Raw genomic sequence first — 17,501 nt, forward strand, 5'->3', positions numbered from 1 at the left:
GGAGGGACGCGCCATGCTCTTGAGGAACCTGGAGATCCGCGACTTCCGGGGCTTTCATCACTTCCGAATCCCCCAACCGGGACGGGTCAACCTCCTGGTCGGGACCAACAACTACGGCAAGACGTCGATCCTGGAGGCGGTCAGCTTCCTGGCGGCCGTCGGGGAATTCTCGCCGATATGGCACGCGCTTCGGCGGCGAGGAGAAGAGATTCGAAGCGATGTCGGGCCGCCTCCTCCGGCCGCCTGCCGCTGGGATTGGCGTTCGCGCAATGGTTCATGGAACTTTTCCGGATTCCGCCAAGATTAGAGCCGCTCCTCTGAAGATATAGAGACGCGACCCCGTCTCCATTCAGAGGACTCGACGATGATTCTCCCCGAGTCGGACCAGTCCAGGCCGCCCGTCGATCCTCAACGCGACAAAGGCGGCGTGCGCTGTCCTCGGTGTGGGGGAGAGGCGCTCGTCGCCGGCGGCTTCGCTTCCCACGGGGGGAGCCGGCCCGTGTTCCTGCCGCAGTATTGCGGCACGCCGTCCTACGCCGGCATCATCCCGCCGCAGTTGTTCCGGGCCTGCCTCTCTTGCGGGCTGCTCTGGTCGGCCGTCGACCCCAAGGGCCTCCGCGCTCTGATCGCCCGCTGCGGCGGCGAACTGGGCCTTCAGCATCTCGACGAGATCGACCACGGCCCTTACCGCGACCTTCCCGACACCGACCTCGCCCGCGAGATCGGCGATAAGATCGCCGAACTGGACGCCATCGCCCGAACGCAGACGCCCGGCGCGATGGTTCGCCGCTGCCGCGAGCTGTACAGCGCGACCTGGGACCAGGCCCATCTGGACGCCAAGGAGTGGCCGCGCCTCAGCCGCGAGGACAAGCTCGAACGCTTCGGCTGGTCGCCCAAGGAGAAAGAGAAGAAGGCGCCGCTCGACGACTTCGACTCGCCCTTCTTCTGATCCGTCGCGCGAGGGCTGATCCCGCGGGCGAACGACGACGATGTTCTCCGCGGCCCGATTCCATGCGACGTCGCGGATGATCGGGCCCGCGGGCGTCGCTCCTTTCACTTTCGCTCCTGGGGGATCGTCGGACCTCGTCGTCGCAGTCGACGTTGTTGAGATTCGGTCCGCCGGATGTCCCTTTCGCACCACGCGCCGTCACCGAATCACACCGCCCGATGCCGGCCGGCATCCCCTCCACGCGCCGATCGAGACCTTGACTTATCCTTCCCACAGACTTGATCGGACCGGGCGAAGTCGACCGGACGATCGACCGAGAAGGAAAGGAAGGGCATGGATACATATCGATTTGGATTCGTCATGGAACAGGCCCTGGGCCACCGCGTTTATCATCGCAACCTTGAAACATGGAGCCGCGGCGATACGTCGTATGAAGCAACCTGGATGTCCGTCCCTTCATGGCGGGACGATCGCTGGAACCGCCTCCCCCTGCTGAATCGCAACTACTCCGTGAGGATGAGCTTTCGCGCTCGCGACCTGGTTCGGGCGAGGCAAGCCGAAGGCCCCTCGTTCGACGCCCTGTTCTACCACACCTTCGTCTCCTCCCTGTTCAACCGCGGGGCCTCGCGCGATTCGCCCGTGGTGATTTCGATGGACGCCACTCCACTGGGGTTCGACGCCTTGGGCGCGGGGTATGGCCACAAGGCCGACGCCCCCGGCCTGGCCAGTCGCCTGAAGCTCCGATGGTACAAACGCCTGTTCAACTCCGCCGCCGCCGTCACCTGCTGGAACCGATGGACGGCCGAGAGCCTTATGAACGACTACGACGTGGAGCCGTCCCGAATCTCGGTCATCTCGCCAGGCGCCGACCTGGATCGGTGGAAGCCCACACATCGCGACGATCGCGACAACGCCCGGCCTCGCCTGCTGTTCCTGGGCGGCGAGTTCGAGCGCAAGGGAGGGCGCGTCCTCCTGGACGTCTTCCGTTCGCACCTGGCCGATCGCTGTGAACTCGACATCGTCTCCGACGAGGCGCCGATCGAATCCGAGGGGCCGATCCGCGTCCATCGCGGCGTCACCCACGAGAAGGGAGGGTTGAAGGCCCTCTTCGACGCGGCTGACGTGTTCGTCCTCCCCACCCGGGGCGACACCTTGCCGCTGGCGATCACGGAGGCGATGGCGAGCGGGCTTCCGGTCGTCTCCTGTCGCGTCGGCGCCATTCATGAGCAGGTCGTCGAGGGGGAGACCGGGCTGCTGGTGCCTCCGAACGACCCGGCCGCCCTGGCGAAGGCCTTGACCTCGCTCCTGGACGACCCGGCCCGGCGGCGGGAGATGGGGATCGCCGGCCGCCTCCGCACCGAGAGGCTCTTCAACGGTCCACGCAACGCCGCGGCCTTGATGGACTTCTTGAAGAGGGTCGTCGACGACGCTCGCGGCCGCAAAGCGGCTCCAGCGAATCGCCCGATCGCGGTCCCGATCGGCGGTCGGCGTTCGACGATTCGATCGACTCGATCGTCCTGAACCGCCGTCCCCACGGGATGAACGCGGAGGACGGAAGCCGTCGGCCATGGATCGGCCCCCTCGTCGCATCCCCGGAGGACGCGACGAGGGGGCTGTCCGTCAACGCCACCGCAGGCGGGCGACGCGCGGCTGGCGGGGGTGGGCGCCGTTGATAAGGACGGCGACGTGGTCGACGGTGGGGACCACGACGTCGGGGCGGGCGCCGCGAGTGAGCCGACCCAAGGAGATCTTGCCGGTGGACGCGCCTCCCACGGCGAAGGCTCGGTTGGCGGGCCGGCAGCGGTAGAAGTCGCCGTTCCCCTTGCCGTAGAGAACCGTCAGGCTCTGGTCGCCGGAGTTGGAGACGGCCAGGTCGAGCCGGCCGTCGCCGTTGAAGTCGGCGGCGGCGATCGCGTTGGGGGCCTTGCCCACGGGGAGGGTATACCTCGCGGTGAAGTTCCCGCTGCCGTCGCCGATCAGGATGCTGACGTTGTTGCTTTCCTCATTGGCCGCGGCGATGTCGGGGACGCCGTCACGGTTGAAATCGCCGATCGCCAGCGCGGTCGGGGCCGTCCCGGCGTTGAAGAAGCGGACGTCCTGGAAGGTCCCGTCGCCGTCCCCCAGCAGGACGCCGACCTTGTTCGCCGAAGGCCCGGCGTCGGCTCCGTAGGTCACGGCCAGGTCGGGAATCCCGTCGCCGTTGAAGTCGCCCACGACGAGCGAATCCGAGTTCGCGCCGGCGGCGACGAACTGGACGTCCTGGAAGGTGCCGTCGCCGTTCCCCAACAGGATGCCGACCGAGGCGCTCTCATCGGCGGCGATGTTCGCCGTGGCGACGTCCAACTTGCCGTCGCGGTTGAAGTCGCCGACGACCACGTAGACTGGCTCCGCCCCCGCGCCCTGGGTGATGGGATCGCCGAAGGCCAGGTTCCCCGCGCCGGTGCTCTCGTTCAGGATCACGCTGAGCTGGTTGGTGGAGAACGTGCTGGTCGCCAGGTCGGGCTTGCCGTCGTTGTTGAAGTCGCCCACGGCGATCGAGATGGTCGACGGGAAGAACGGCGACGGGTCGCCGGTGAAGTACTGGGCGGCCTGGAAGGTGCCGTCGCCGTTCCCCAGCGTCACGCCCAGATTCGCGCCCCCCAGCGCGGTGGCCAGGTCGAGCTTGCCGTCGCCGTCGAAGTCGGCCAGGCCCGTCGAGTTCGGGTTCCCCTCGAAGGCGACCGGGGCCGGGGGGCCGAACTGGACCAGACCCAACGTCATCAACTGACGTCCTTCCAGCAGGTCGAATCCCCTCGTCCCGCCCGTCCTACGCCGTCGGGTCGTCGTCTGGTGCGTCCTCATGAATGGCGACTCCCTGGATGCTCTAGCCTGTGGAATCGAGGCAAACGTCCCATTTGCTGCATTCAGACGTTTCCGCGATCAGAAGCCTAGAACAAGAAGGGAACGCCGTCTGGGAAACCTCGAGGAGCCGCGACGACGGGTCAACGGCGCCGGTGGAGAGGTCGCGAGAACCGGGAGTGGTTCAGGAGTACGGTGACGCGGCCGGAGCCGTTGAGGACCGCAAGGTCCGGGAGCGTCCGGTTGGCGATGCGGCCGACGGCGATGTTTCCCGAAGCCCCTGCGCCGGCCGAGAAGAGGCTCTGGCGAGGACCGAAGCGGACGAAGTCGCCGTTCCCCTTGCCGTAGAGGACGGTCAGGCGTCCGTCGGAGTCGAGCACGCTCAGGTCGAGCTTGCCGCTGCCGTTGAGGTCGGCGGCCGTAACGGCGATGGGGATGGAGGAAAGCGGGAGAACGGAGCGCCGCGTGAAGCCTCCCCGGCCGTCGCCGATCAGGACGCCCACGCTCTTGAGGAAGTCGTCGGTCGGCGAGGAGCCGGCGTTGGCCGTCGCGATGTCGAGGACGCCGTCGCCGTTGAAGTCGCCCATGGTCAGGGCTCTCGGCGCCGAGCCGGCCAGGAACAGACTCGGCGTTCCGAACGTGCCGTCGCCCTCGCCCAGCAGGATCCCGATCGTCGATTCGAGCGACTGCCGGCGATTGGCGAAGGTCACAGCCAGGTCGACGACGCCGTCGCCGTTGAAGTCGGCCGCGGCGACGGTTTCGATGGTCGCCAGGTCGGCGGAGGGAAGGTCCAGGCCGTTCTGGAACGTGCCGTCGCCGTTGCCCAGGAAGACGCCGCCAGGGCGCGAGCCGTAGCGGAACCCCGCCGCGACGTCGAGCTTGCCGTCGCCGTTGAAGTCGCCCACGGCCAGGCTGTACGAGAGCCCCCGCGCGGGGGTCGTCGCGGCGGCTTCGAAGCTCAGGGAACCCGACCCCGCCCCCGTGTTGAGCAGCACGCCGAAGTCGCTGGGGTAGCCGGGAAGGCTGGAGCCGCTACGGGCGTATGCAAGATCCGGCTTGCCGTCGTTGTTGAAGTCGCCCACGATCACCGTCGTCGTCGATCCGCTCGCGGCGGCCGAACTCGCCGCCGTGTCGAAGTACCGCGCCGGCCCGAACTTCCCGTTCCCATAGCCCAGCGCGACGCCGACCTGCGAGTTCCCGGCGGCCATCGCCATGTCGAGGAGGCCGTCGCCGTTGAAATCCGCCAGGACCGGCGAGTTCGTCGCCAGCTCAAACGGCGTCGACGAGCTCGGGACGAACCGGACCGCGCCGTAGGTCATCAGCCGACGATCCTCCAACGTCTCGACGCACCGGGTCGTTCGTCGCCGCCGCCGTCGCCGAGTTGTACCCCAATTGATTCGCATCGTCGGAGCCTCCTCGTGTTTTCTGGTTCACAGGTTCGAGATTGGCGCCCTGGACGGTGAACACCTCCCCTCGTGCTCAGGAACGGCGGATCCGCCCCCCCCCCCGCCGACGGGAGGAGTCGGCGGGGGCGGTGTCGACGGTTCAATCTCAACGATGCCGACGCAGCGGCCGCGAGAACCGGGAGCGGTTGAGCATCACGTTGACGTGGCCAGACGAACCGGCCGCGACGACGACGTCGGGGAGCGTGCGATTGGCGACGCGGCCCACGGCGATGGAGTTGCTGGAGGCGTCGGCGTCGACCGGGAAGACGCTCTGGCGGGGGCGGAATTTCACGAGGCCGCCTCGACCGTCGCCGTAGAGGACCGTCAATGAGTCGTCGGCGGGGGTGAGGACGGCCAGGTCGAGCCGGCCGTCGCCGTTGAAGTCGGCGGTTGCGACGGCGGTGGCGGCGGAGGCGAACGGGATCGTCGCCTGCTTCGTGAAGGCTCCCGCGCCATCGCCCAGCAGGACGGTCGCCTGATTGGTCCCGGCGCTGGTGTAGCCGCCGAAGGAGACGGCGGAGGCCGCGGCGATGTCGAGGGCGCCGTCGCGGTTGAAGTCGCCCACGGCCAGCGAGGTCACGCTCGTCCCGACGTCGAGGTCCGTCATGTCCTGGAACGAACCGGTCCCGTCGCCCAGCAGGACCCCGGCTTTGTAAACGACGGGAGGACGCGGGTAGACGTCGGAACGATTGAAGTAGGTCGCGGTCAGGTCGAGCTTGCCGTCGTGGTTGAAGTCGGCGGTCCCCAGCGAGACGAAGTTCTGAAGGAAGTAGCTCTTCATAACAGGCTGGAACGTGCCGTCGCCGTGCCCCAGAATGACGCCGATGCCGTTCAGCGAATCATCCGCGTAGCCCACGGCGACGTCCAGTTTGCCGTCGCCGTTGAAGTCGCCCGCCGTGAGGCACCGCACCCTCCATCCAGCGTCCACGGTCGTCACGGGGGCGAAACTCAAGGCGCCGCCGCTCGCGCTGGTGTTGATCAGGACGCCCAGCGGGGTGTCTCCATTGCTGTAATTGTATGTGGTCATCGCCAGGTCGGGCTTGCCGTCGTTGTTGAAGTCACCCACGACCAACCCCGTCACGTTCAGATTCGAAGGAGACGGGAGATACTGCGGAGCCCGAAACGCGCCGTTCCCCTTGCCCAGCGCGACTCCCACGACGGTCGACGTCCTCGTGAACGTCGCCAGGTCGAGGTTGCCGTCGAGATTGAAATCCGCGAGCACCGCCGTCTGGGGTGCGAGGTCGAAGGCGATCGGCGTCCCCGTCACGAACCGCGCCGCGCCATAGGTCATGAGCCGGCGATCCTCCAGCGCTTCCGGGGCCTGCCCAATCGTCCCGCGCCGCCGACTCGTCATCGAGCGATAGGTGTTCATGAGGCGTCTCCCTGAACGTCGTCGCCTTTGGATTGCAGGCGACCATGCATCTTGATTATACAGATGCAACAGGCGTTTCGGTTGCGACAGAAACATTAAATCCGCATCATCGGCATGCCCGGCCAAGACGGAAACGAGCGGCAAGCGTTTGGGCAGGGATTTGCTACGATGCGAACGAGTCCCGAAGGCGTGGTTCATTGGGGGGGACGGCTGGAAGGGAGGGGTCATGCTGGGGGCGATCGCCGGAGACGTGATCGGCTCGGTGTATGAGGCGAGACCGATCAAGACGACGCGGTTTCCGCTGTTCCATCCGCTCTGCCAGTTCACCGACGACACGGTGCTGACGGTTGCAATGGCCGATCATCTTCTGCGCGGGGAGCCGTACGCGGAGTTGATGAAGCGGTACTTCCGCGCTCATCCGGACGCCGGCTACGGGGGCATGTTCATCCAGTGGGCGCTGATGGATGAATCCGAGCCTTACAACAGTTGGGGGAACGGTTCGGCCATGCGGACGAGTCCCGTCGGCTACGCCTTCGAGACGATGGACGAAACGCTGGCGGCCGCGAAGGCCGGAGCCGAGGTCACGCACGACCACCCGGAGGGAATCAAGGGCGCGCAGGCGATCGCCGCCGCCGTGTTCCTGGCGCGGACCGGTCGCGACAAGGATGCGATCAAGGAATGCGTCGAATCGCGATTCTCATACAATCTGGATCGAACGCTCGACGAGATCCGGCCGATGTACTCCTTCGAGGTCTCCTGCCGGCACAGCGTCCCCCAGGCGATCCGGGCGTTCCTGGAGTCGACCGACTTCGAAAGCGCCGTGCGGCTGGCGATCTCTCTGGGGGGTGACAGCGACACCCTCGCCTGCATGGCCGGCGCGATCGCCCAGCCCTTCTACGGCGGCGTCCCCGAACCGATCCACCGCCGCGTCCTTGAGATCCTCGACGACGACCTGGCCGCCGTGACCCGTGAGTTCTCCGAGCGTTTCAACTGCCCGTGATCGAGGAACGCTCATGGCCCGCGTGATCGCGATCGGCGACGTCCACGGCTGCTCGACGGCGCTGGGGGCGTTGATCGAGGCCGTCGAGCCTCGGCCCACCGACCTGATCGTGACGCTGGGCGACTACATCGACCGCGGCCCCGACAGCCGGGGCGTGCTGGATCAGCTCATCGAGCTAGGCCGGCGCTGCCGATTGGTCCCGATCCTGGGCAACCACGACCAGATGCTGCTGGACGTCCGAATCGGCAAGTACCCGATCTTTTGGTTCTTCGACATCGGCGGGACCACGACGCTCGACTCGTACGGCCCGGGGCGGGAGCTTTCCCTCATCCCGGACGAACACTACGAGTTCCTGGAGGGCTGCCTGGACTACCACGAAACGGCCACTCACATCTTCACGCACGCCAATTACTTCCCCGACGTGCCGATGGCCGAGCAGCACGCCGGAACCCTGCGTTGGGAGTCGATCCGCGAGATGACGCCCGGCCCGCACGAGTCGGGCAAGACCGTGATCGTCGGCCATACTCCCCAGCGCACGGGAGAGATCCTCGACCTGGGTCATCTGGTCTGCATCGACACCTACTGCCACGGCGGCGGCTGGCTCACCGCTTTGGAGGTGAAGACGGGCGAGTTTTGGAGGGCGAACCAGCGAGGCGAGGTTGAGGCGGGGTAGTCCCTCCTGAAGGCCGCTGAGGCTGTCATGCGGTCTCCGCGAGCGCGCGCCCACGCTCGGGCGGCTCCTCCATTCGGCTCCCGGTCCTGGAGCATCGGAGGATCAGCACGGCAAGCAGACCCAGCGTCAGCAGGCCGGGGGCCACGCCCTCGGGGAGAGGCGAGGCGATCGGCGACGGCGGTTCGTTCAAGAGAGTATGGATCCCGACGGCGAGGAACAGGTTGTTCGACGCGAGATATACGCCGGCTAGCACCAGGCCGATGGCGAACTGCACGAGCAGGAAGATCGCGGAGATGTGGTGCGCGACGTTGACCGGGATGTGAATGGCGGCGAAGACCCCTTGCGACAATGCGAGCGCGAAGGCGAGACGCGTCGCCGGACGGCTCTCGGGCAGGCGAGCCGCCAGGAAGTAAGCCTGGGGGAGGAAGAACCCCCGATACACGACTTCTTCGAACAGGGCGTTGCCGAACAACTGGGCGATCCAGAGGCCGGCCGCGACCGTCCACGTTTTTCCTGACCAGGCGGCACTCAGCGCGAGCGGCTCTCCCTGACTCCAAGCGGCTGCGGCTTCCGCCGCCAACTGCATCGCGAAGATCAGGGCCGTCACCGCCACGCCGGCCGGGATGTGCCTGGGGTCGAGGCCCAGCATGTGGGGCTGCTGCCGAAAGCCGATCATCAGCAAGCCGACGACGAAAAGGGCGAAGTTGAGGAGGTTCGCGGACAGGGTCAGGTTGACGAGCCCGCCGGATTCCTCGGCCAGCCGCCAGGCGGGTTGGAACCAGCGCTCGGGGTCACGAAAGGCGAGGAATACCAACACGGCGTTCCAGGCCACGAGGAGGATCGCAAGCCCGAGGAGAGCCGCCGCAGGCACGGGACGAGGTCGAGGGATCGCTAGAGGCCATCGCGGAGACGTCTCTGAGCGATTTCCTCCCGACTCGCCTGGGGCCGGTTCGATCGCCATCAAGTTCTCCGGCGCTTCATGTCGAGGAAGTTCCCAGGGCCGCCGTTCCAGGCGGGCCGAACGACTGCAAAATAGCCCGTCCGAGCACAGCCGCGAAGCGAGGAGTCTGGAATGACGACCTTCACGACGAAGCGCGAGATCCCTGCAATCCCGTCCGCCGTCTTCGCCGCGTTTCGGGATCCGGTACGCCTCGCCCGGTGGTGGGGGCCGGACGGCTTCACCAACACGTTCGAGACGTTCGAGTTCCAGCCCGGCGGGCGCTGGGTCTTCGTCATGCACGGGCCCACCGGGGCGAACTACGACAACGAATCGCGGTTCGAGACGATCGTTCCGGACGAACAGGTCGTCATCCGACACGTCTCGCAGCCGCATTTCCGGCTCACCGTCACGCTCCAGGAGCAGCCGGCCGGAACCCTTCTCCTGTGGGAGCAGGCGTTCGACGACGACGACGTCGCGAAGGCCGTCCGCCACATCGTCGAGCCCGCGAACGAGCAAAACCTCGACCGGCTCTCGGCGGAGGTTCAAGCTGGCTGATCGGGGCGGCGTCGGACGGTCTTCCCCCCTCGCGGGGGAAGACAGATCGCGCAGCGATCAGATGAGGGGGACGACCGGCGTTGCACGCGCCTCCGATCGGTGGGCCTGAACGCGGCGCCGATCCCCCCTCATCCGGCCCTGCGGGCCACCTTCCCCCGCGAGGGGGGAAGGCCGTTATGGCTTTGCCATCTCATTCTGATCACGGCTTCTGCAGCTTGTACTCCACGAAGAACTGGAGCGAGCCGTCGGCCGTCTTGAACTCCTTGGGGCGTTCCTTGCCGGAGATGTCGTAGCAGACTTTCAGGGAGTCGCCGTTGCGCTCGTAGATGGCCGGGATGGTCTTGCCCTTGTTGGGGCCGTCGGTGCCGGTGATGTCGAGCGTCTTGGGCTTGGCGGCGGGGTCGCGCTTGCAGTCGCCCTTGTCGACCTGGCCGTTGATGGTCACCGTGTACTTGTCGTCCTTGACCTCCAGCTTGAACGTCTTCAGGAAGTCGTCGGGCAAGGGCTGGCCGGCCATCTCCCCCTTGGCCGGGATCCAGACGCCCTCCATCTGGTCGTTCACGTCGGCGGCGTCCGCGCCCGGTACGGCCGCGCAGCAGGTCAGGAGCATAGCGAAGGCGAAGAGCAGCTTGAGCGACATGGGGGACGTCCTCAGGGGTTGCGGTTCGGTTCGACGATGTTCTGAAAAGATACACGCCGGCGAACCGCGACGCCAATCATCCGAATCTGGAACCGTAACGGCCTTCCCCCGCGAAGGGGGGAAGACTTTTCGGAACAGCCTCACCTCTGAAACAGCGGCAGCGACTTGCCCACGCTCTGGACCACGCCCCAGGCCAGCGGGATCGCCACGATGAGCCAGGAAACGACGAGGCGGGCCGTCGAGGATTTCGATTCGGTGGTGTTCATGAGTTGGCGTCCTGGTCGGTGGCGGGATCGTCGGGATGGCGGTGGTGGCGGGAGTCGACGGGGGTGATGAGCAGGTTGCAGGCCAGGCCCGCCAGCAGCAGGGCGGCCATCAGGTACATGGTCGCGTTGTAGGCCTCGGCGCGGGGGACGCCCTGGGCGATCCGATACGTCGAAATGTAGTTCACCAATTGCGGTCCCAGGACCGCGGCCATCGACCAGGACGTGATCAATCGCCCGTGGATGGCGCCCAGGTGGAGCGTGCCGAAGAGGTCGCGGAGGTACGCCGGGATCGTGGCGAAGCCGCCGCCGTACATCGAGATGATCGTCGCCGTCAGCCCGACGAAGAGCGCCACGCTGTGGGTCTTCTGGGCGAACGGGATCAGGCAATACAGCAGGGCGCCCAAAAGGAAATAGACGCAGTAAACCCCCTTGCGACCGACGTGGTCCGAGGCCGACGACCAGAAGAACCGCCCCGCCATGTTGAACAGGCTGAGGAGTCCCGCGAAGCCGCCCCCCACCGCCGCACTCACGCCGAACATGTCCTGGCAGATCAGCGAGGCTTGCCCCAGGATGCCGATCCCCGCCGTGACGTTCAGGCAGAGCACCCCCCAGAGCAGCCAGAACTGGGGGGTCTTCCAGGCGAGATCCACCGGCACGTCGGCGTCCGACACCAGCTTGCGGGGCTTCGCCGAGGGGACGAATCCCTCCGGCCGCCAGCCCGCCGAGGGGATCCGGATCGTGAACGCGCCGAACATCATGAGAGCGAAGTAGAGCAAGGCCATCGCCAGGAACGCTTCCCAGACCCCGACCGACCCCGCCGACTTGAACCGGCCCATCAACTCCACACCGAGCGGCGCCCCGATCAGCGCCCCGCCGCCGAAGCCCATGATCGCCAGTCCGGTGGCCATCCCCGGCCGGTCCGGGAACCACTTCACCAGCGTCGACACCGGCGCGATGTACCCCAGCCCGAGCCCCACGCCCCCGATCACGCCGTACCCCAGGTAGAGGACGCTAAGGCTGTGCAGCCAGGCCCCCAGCGCCGAGACCAGCAACCCGCCGCAGAAGCAACAGGCGCTCGCGACGATCGTCTTCCTCGGCCCCACGCGCTCGACCCATCGCCCGAGGAACGCCGCCGAGAGCCCGAGCATGATCAGCGCGATCGAATAACACCAGCCGACCTGCGGGATCGTCCAGTCCACCCCATCGACCGAATGATCGACGCCCGCCAGTCGCGTCAGCGGCACGTTGAAGACGCTGAACCCGTAGACCTCGCCGATGCAGAGGTGAACGGCCATCGCCGCCGGCGGGATCAGCCAGCGGTTGAACCCCGCCGGCGCGATCGTGCGCTCGCGGTCCAGGAGGCCGGGGGCGGCGGTTTCAACGACTTGCATGAGGAGCCCTTCAGAGAGAATTCTCAACGACGAGGCAGCGGACGGCGTCGCGTCTCCACGATCGCACCGACCATCACACGGCACAAGGATCTCTCGCCTCACCCCCGCCAGGCCGCGTACTCCAGGGCCGTTTCATAGGCGGCGTTGAGCTTGACCATCGAGGCATGGTCGCCGCCGCGGTCGGGGTGGAGGACGACGGCCTTGCGGCGGTAGGCGACCTTGATTTCGTCGACGGACGCCGCCAGCGGCAGGCCCAGCGTGGCGAAGGCGGTGGACGATCCCCCGGAGGTCCAGAAGGCCGCCTGGGCGCGACGGCGGGCTTCCTCTTGCTCGCGCTCGAAGTTCCGCAGGACCTCATCGGCGTGGGCCGAGACTCCCGCGGCGACGCCGAACCGGACGAACTGCCGCCGCGCCTTGCGGTCCTTAAGCACGTCCTCAGCGCCGGCCCGCCAGCGTTCGGCCAGCTCGACCAGCCGAGGCTCCGTCGTCAGCCGAGCCTTGAAGGCAGCCTCGGCCTCGTCGCGGCCAGGGAACTCGCCCAGGTGCAGGATGATCCGGCTCCGGATCCGCTTCTTGGGTCGATGAAGCTCCACCACCACCCAGATGACCCGGCCGTCCTGGCTCTCGGCCATCAGCATCATCGCCCGACTCTCCCGTAATGAACGAATCCATGCCCCGAAGGAGCGTAACCGAACGCCCCCGATGCTGGCAAACGACGTCGAGACGCAAAACCTCACCCAATCGTCACTGTCGCATGAGTGATTGCGTAGCGAACCTGTGATGAGTACACTGAAAAAATTCGTTCGGCGACCTCCGCAGGCGATCGCCGAACCGGTTTGCAGGCCCCGCCGCTCGATTCCAGGCGCGGCCGATCCGCGATTGAGCTGCGAGGTTCCTCTCCGTGATTCGCAAGATTCGTGCAGTCGTGCGCGCCGAGCGTCGTCGGAAGCCGTTGCTGGAAGGGCTTGAGATCCGCGCCGTGCCGGCCTCGGCCGTGGCGGCGGACGCGGTCGCGAACGCGGCGGCCATCCGCGGGACCGTGTTCGAGGATGTGAACTACGGCGGCGGCGGCGCAGGGCGGAGCCAGGCCGCCAGCGGCGGCGTCGGGATCTCCGGGACGCGGGTCGAGCTGTACGGTGCGACGGGCGCCTACCTGTCGGCGACGACCACCGACGCGGCCGGCGGCTACGAGTTCTCGGGGTTGGCGGCGGGGGCGTCATACTCCGTGCGGGTGGTCGATTCGACGGTGACCTCCACCCGCGTCGGCGGGACCTCGTGGTACATCTTCGCCGTGCCGACCTATCGCACCGACGCAACCTCCGGGACGGCCGCGCCGGTCGTCAATGAGGTGGGCGGCGCGAACCCCGCCGGCCAGGACTCGGACGCGAAGGGCCCCGGCGGGAACCTGAGCGACGCGGCCCTGGAACAGTCGGTGGCGCGGGTGTCGATCCCGGCCGGCGCGACGGCCGTGGCCGGCGTGGATTTCGGCTTCAACTTCGATACGGTGGTCAACACGAACGACGCCGGCCAGGGGAGCCTGCGGCAGTTCATCGTCAACAGCAACGCCATCGGCGGCGAGAAGACCCTCGCCCAGGCGGGGCTGCCGGCCGGCTATGAATCCACCGTCTTCATGGTGCCGCAGGCGGCCCTGACGGACGGCGTTGCCGTCTTCTCCGTCATGACGATGCTGCCCGGCGTCACCGGGCCGTGGACGCGGATCGACGGCACCACGCAGACCAGGAACGTCGGCGATACGAACCCCGGCGTCCAGGGGACGGGCGGGACGGTCGGCGTCGACGGCCTGGCGCTGGCGAAGGTCGACAAACCCGAGGTCGAGATCCGCGACGGTGCCTCGGTGGGCATCGGTCTGGGATTCGGCGGCGCCGATCAGGTCCTGACGGGCGTCGCGATCCACGGGTTCGACGGGCAGGACGTCAACGCCGGCCGGTCCCGCACGCTCATCGAAAAGAACTTCCTGGGCTCGACCGCGAAATCCTTCTCCGACCCCGGCCCGGGCGAGCGGACCGGCTGGGGGCTGATCACAAGTTATCAATCGTATGACGTGACGATTCGGAACAACTTGATGGGCTTCAGCGGACACAAGGGCGTTTACGCCGACTGGGGCGGCAACTTGACCGTTACGGGCAACGAGATTCTCAGCGCCGCGCTCGACGCCCCGCGCGAACTCGACGGCCCGCTCGGGTCCGCCGTCCGCGCGCTCCATGTCGGCTGGATCACCTTCGCCGGCAATCTCATCGTGGACGGAGGCGGCGCAGGCGTCTTCGTCGACTATGGGTACGGGACCATCGCGAACAATACGATCCAGGGCAACGGCCGACTGGGGTATTCCACCGCGGGAATCAACCTGAACGCCGCCAACATCACGACCTCGCGCAACGTCATCAGCGCGAATTACGGTGCCGGGGTGCTGGTCGGCAAGGACTCCGTCTACAACGTCATCACCCAGAACTCGATCTTCGACAACGGCGTGGCCGCCTTGCCGGGCGGGACGCCCAGCGGACAGCTCGGCATCGACCTGCTCCTGCCGTCGAACGATCAGAAGCTCGGGACGGCGCCGTTCGTCACGGTCAACAAGGTCGGCGGCGTCTCGACCGTCGGCGGCAACTTCCTGACCAACTTCCCGATCCTCGCCCGCGCCGTCGTCCACGACGGCTACCTGGAGCTGAGCGGATACACGAGCCAGACCCCCGGGGCGGTGATCGAGCTGTTCATCGGCGACGGCGACCCTTCGGGCTTCGGCGAGGGGAAGACGTTCCTCGTCACCCTGACCGAAGGCTCGGCCGACGACCTGGACCAGACCCGCGGGAGCTACGGGCCCAGCCTGATCAACGGCCTGTCGCAGGGGAAGGACGTCGACGCCAATCGGTTCCGGTTCCTCGTGCCGCTGTCGTCCCTGCCGGGGGTCGGCGTGGGGACGCCCCTCACGGCGACGTCCACGCTGAACCGCGCGACGTCCGAGTTCAGCGGACAGGTGATCGTCGCGAACGCGACGACGGGCTCGATCCAGGGGACGGTCTTCGAGGACGTGAACTACGGCGGCGGCCCGGGAAGGGACCAGGCCGGCAGCCAGGGAGTCGGCCGCCCCGGCGTCCGGGTTGAGTTGTACGACGCGGCCGGCGCTTTCCTGACGGCCACGACCACCGACGCGAACGGCCGATACCAGTTCAGCGGGCTGCCGCTGGCCACGACGTACTCGGTCCGGGTCGTCGACGCCTCGGTGACCTCGTCGCGCCCGGGGGGGACGACGGCGGGCCTGCTCGCCGTCCAGACCTACGGCACCGGCGTGGGCCAGGGAACGGTCACGCCCGTCGTCGACGAGGTGGGCGGCGCGGACCCCTTCGGCCAGGACTCCGGGGCTAAGGGCCTCGGCGGAAACCTGAACGACGCGGCCCTCGAACAGTCGGTGACGAAGGTCAAATTCGGGACCGGCGCGACCGAGATCGTCGGCGTGGACTTCGGGTTCAACTTCGACACCGTGGTCAACGCCAACGACGCCGGCCAGGGGAGCCTGCGGCAGTTCATCGTCAACAGCAACGCCCTGCTCAACGACGGGCTCGACCAGGACGACGTGAGCCAAACCATCCCAGAGGGCGTGGAGGCGACGGTCTTCATGATCCCCGGCGCGGGGGTGAAGACGATCACCCTGGCCAGCCGGCTTCCCGCGATCGCCGACGACGACACCTGGATCGACGCCCTGATGCAGGCCGGCGCCGCGCCCGGCGCGCCGGTCGTCGAGCTGGTCGGCTCCTCCACGCTGTCGAATGGGCTGACGGTCCTGAACGCCAGCCGGAGCCTGATCCGCGGCCTGACGATCCGGGGGTTCACGGCGAGCGGAGTGGCGGTCCTCGGCGACGAGACGATCGGCGGCCGGATCGTGGGGAACGTCATCGCCCACAACGGCAAGGGGGTCGTCGTCGGCTCGTCGGCGACGGCCGCCGGCCCGAGGGGGATCACCATCTCGCGGAACAGCATCTACGCCAACGCCCTCATGGGGATCGACCTGGGCGACGACGGCCCGACCCCCAACGACGACCATGACGCGGACTCCGGCCCCAACCGCCTGCTGAACGCCCCGATCATCACGAGCGTGACCCCCAGGGCGATTTACGGGGAATACCACGGCGACACCAGCGCGCTCCTCGTGGAGTTCTTCATCGCCGACTCGCTGGACCTCTCGGGATCCGGCGAGGGGCGGACGTTCCTCATGTTCGATGGAGTCGAGCCGACGAGCCACACGGGGGACGGAAAGATCGTCGCCCTGCTCAACGAACCCCTGCCGGCCGGCGCCTACCTGACGGCCGTCGTCTGGGACTTGCTGACCGGCGACACCTCGGAGTTCTCCGCGATCTTCCGGACGGACGCCGATCTGGTCGTCGGCCGGAGCACGGATCCGGCCGTCGGCGTCGTCGGCCAGGAGCTGACCTACACGATCCTGGTGACCAACCGGGGTTCCAACGCGGCCAGCGGCGTGATCGCGACCGAGAACCTCCCCGCCGGAGTCGAGTTCGTCTCCGCCTCCACGTCGCAGGGGACCGTGACGCAGTCGGACGGCGTCGTGACCGCGGCGCTCGGCGACCTGGCCCCCGGCGCGACCGCCACGGTGACCCTCGTCGTCCGGCTCATAATGGCCGGCGACCTCACGAGCACGACGACCGTCGACGCCGACCAGCCCATCGCCGATCCCGCCAGCCGCAGCTCGCAGGCGAGGATCCGGGTCATGGCGGCGCCCGTCCAGCCGCCGGCCGGGACTCCCTCTCAGCCTCAGCCCCAACCTCAATCGCCGGTCGCGGTATCGTCGCTCACGCGCTCCGGCTTCCGCCGGGCGCCGACGTCTCTCACGCTCGGATTCAGCGGCCCCCTCGACCCGTCCACGTCACAAGATGCGAGCAACTATCGAATCGAAGTCGTCTCGCCCCGGGGCCGGACGATCCGGGCCGTCCGGGTCGCCTCGGCCTCGTACGACGCCGCGGCCCAGACGGTCACGCTGGGGTTCCGCCGCCGGCTCTACCCCTTCGCCCGATATCGAATCACGGTGAACGGCTCCACCCCCGGCGGGGTGGCCGACGCGTCGGGACGCCTTATCGACGGAGCCGGGACCAACCGGCCGGGGAGCGACTACGTCCGGACGTTCAACCGCAGCATCCTGACGGCCCTGACCGCCCGGGCCGTCGACGCGGCGCTCCCCCACATCGCCGTGCTACACGCCGCGATGCGCGCGACGCGCTGAGATCGAGCGGCGTCAATCGTCCCCCCTCCCGCCGGGCTGACGACCTGACACATTTTCGGCGGCGGCGATCAGATGAGGGGGACGACCGCCGTTGGGTTCACGTCCGGCGGCTGGTTCCTGATGCGACGCCGATCCCCCCTCATCCGGCCCTGCGGGCCAATACTGTTCGGCACGGGAATTGAGC

15 protein-coding genes are annotated in these 17,501 nt (G+C 67.7%); 7 read left to right on the plus strand and 8 right to left on the minus strand.

The features are described from left to right. Positions 1–13 precede the first annotated feature (13 nt). The 3 genes from G5C50_RS30160 (at position 14) to G5C50_RS30170 (ending at position 2,470) form a co-directional block, all read left to right on the plus strand. On the plus strand, positions 14–307 hold the full coding sequence (locus G5C50_RS30160; protein ID WP_165075295.1) for an AAA family ATPase: 294 nt from the start codon (positions 14–16) through the stop codon (positions 305–307). Positions 308–499: 192 nt separating this feature from the next. Further along, the gene (locus tag G5C50_RS30165; protein ID WP_165075297.1) at positions 500–949 is read left to right on the plus strand and encodes a hypothetical protein; all 450 of its coding nucleotides are present in this window, start codon (positions 500–502) and stop codon (positions 947–949) included. Between the two features lie 333 nt (positions 950–1,282). Beyond that, positions 1,283–2,470 (plus strand): glycosyltransferase family 4 protein, encoded by a 1,188-nt coding sequence (locus tag G5C50_RS30170; protein ID WP_165075300.1) that lies wholly within the window; start codon positions 1,283–1,285, stop codon positions 2,468–2,470. Positions 2,471–2,569: 99 nt separating this feature from the next. Here G5C50_RS30170 and G5C50_RS30175 read toward each other — a convergent pair whose 3' ends face one another. From G5C50_RS30175 to G5C50_RS30185, 3 genes are all read right to left on the minus strand, one after another. Further along, positions 2,570–3,790 (minus strand): FG-GAP repeat domain-containing protein, encoded by a 1,221-nt coding sequence (locus G5C50_RS30175; RefSeq protein ID WP_165075303.1) that lies wholly within the window; start codon positions 3,788–3,790, stop codon positions 2,570–2,572. Positions 3,791–3,930: 140 nt separating this feature from the next. Next, positions 3,931–5,190, minus strand: a complete 1,260-nt coding sequence (locus tag G5C50_RS30180) for an FG-GAP repeat domain-containing protein (RefSeq protein WP_206107920.1) — start codon at positions 5,188–5,190, stop codon at positions 3,931–3,933. Between the two features lie 148 nt (positions 5,191–5,338). Beyond that, positions 5,339–6,604, minus strand: coding sequence for an FG-GAP repeat domain-containing protein (locus tag G5C50_RS30185; protein WP_165075308.1), 1,266 nt, complete (start codon positions 6,602–6,604; stop codon positions 5,339–5,341). A 226-nt stretch (positions 6,605–6,830) separates the two neighbouring features. On the opposite strand from G5C50_RS30185, the gene G5C50_RS30190 reads away from it, so the two are divergent. After that, complete coding sequence (locus G5C50_RS30190; protein ID WP_165075310.1) at positions 6,831–7,604, plus strand: ADP-ribosylglycohydrolase family protein; 774 nt, start codon at positions 6,831–6,833, stop codon at positions 7,602–7,604. Positions 7,605–7,617: 13 nt separating this feature from the next. Further along, entirely contained in the window at positions 7,618–8,277 is a 660-nt protein-coding gene (locus tag G5C50_RS30195; protein WP_165075313.1) for a metallophosphoesterase family protein, read from the plus strand. Positions 8,278–8,302: 25 nt separating this feature from the next. Here the strand turns inward: G5C50_RS30195 and G5C50_RS30200 are convergent, their stop codons facing one another. Then, on the minus strand, positions 8,303–9,148 hold the full coding sequence (locus G5C50_RS30200) for a CPBP family intramembrane glutamic endopeptidase (protein ID WP_165075316.1): 846 nt from the start codon (positions 9,146–9,148) through the stop codon (positions 8,303–8,305). Between the two features lie 201 nt (positions 9,149–9,349). Here G5C50_RS30200 and G5C50_RS30205 point away from each other — a divergent pair, with 201 nt between their 5' ends. Further along, a complete protein-coding gene (locus tag G5C50_RS30205) occupies positions 9,350–9,772 on the plus strand; it encodes an SRPBCC family protein (protein ID WP_165075318.1) in 423 nt (140 codons plus the stop codon). Between the two features lie 199 nt (positions 9,773–9,971). On the opposite strand, the gene G5C50_RS30210 is transcribed toward G5C50_RS30205, so the two are convergent. From G5C50_RS30210 to G5C50_RS30220, 4 genes are all read right to left on the minus strand, one after another. Then, positions 9,972–10,412 (minus strand): TIGR03067 domain-containing protein, encoded by a 441-nt coding sequence (locus G5C50_RS30210; protein WP_165075320.1) that lies wholly within the window; start codon positions 10,410–10,412, stop codon positions 9,972–9,974. A 140-nt stretch (positions 10,413–10,552) separates the two neighbouring features. Beyond that, the gene (locus G5C50_RS33005; protein WP_255487583.1) at positions 10,553–10,678 is read right to left on the minus strand and encodes an MFS transporter small subunit; all 126 of its coding nucleotides are present in this window, start codon (positions 10,676–10,678) and stop codon (positions 10,553–10,555) included. Then, positions 10,675–12,069 carry an OFA family MFS transporter gene (locus tag G5C50_RS30215; RefSeq protein ID WP_165075322.1) on the minus strand — a complete coding sequence of 465 codons (1,395 nt, stop codon included), beginning with the start codon at positions 12,067–12,069 and terminating at the stop codon, positions 10,675–10,677. Before G5C50_RS30215 ends, G5C50_RS33005 begins: the two co-directional genes overlap by 4 nt. Positions 12,070–12,167: 98 nt before the next feature. Then, positions 12,168–12,710 (minus strand): J domain-containing protein, encoded by a 543-nt coding sequence (locus G5C50_RS30220; RefSeq protein ID WP_165075324.1) that lies wholly within the window; start codon positions 12,708–12,710, stop codon positions 12,168–12,170. A gap of 260 nt (positions 12,711–12,970) precedes the next feature. On the opposite strand from G5C50_RS30220, the gene G5C50_RS30225 reads away from it, so the two are divergent. Beyond that, on the plus strand, positions 12,971–17,317 hold the full coding sequence (locus G5C50_RS30225; protein ID WP_165075326.1) for an SdrD B-like domain-containing protein: 4,347 nt from the start codon (positions 12,971–12,973) through the stop codon (positions 17,315–17,317). The last annotated feature ends 184 nt before the right edge of the window (positions 17,318–17,501 follow it).

Origin of the sequence: Paludisphaera rhizosphaerae (assembly GCF_011065895.1) — a bacterium.
Classification (GTDB): domain Bacteria; phylum Planctomycetota; class Planctomycetia; order Isosphaerales; family Isosphaeraceae; genus Paludisphaera; species Paludisphaera rhizosphaerae.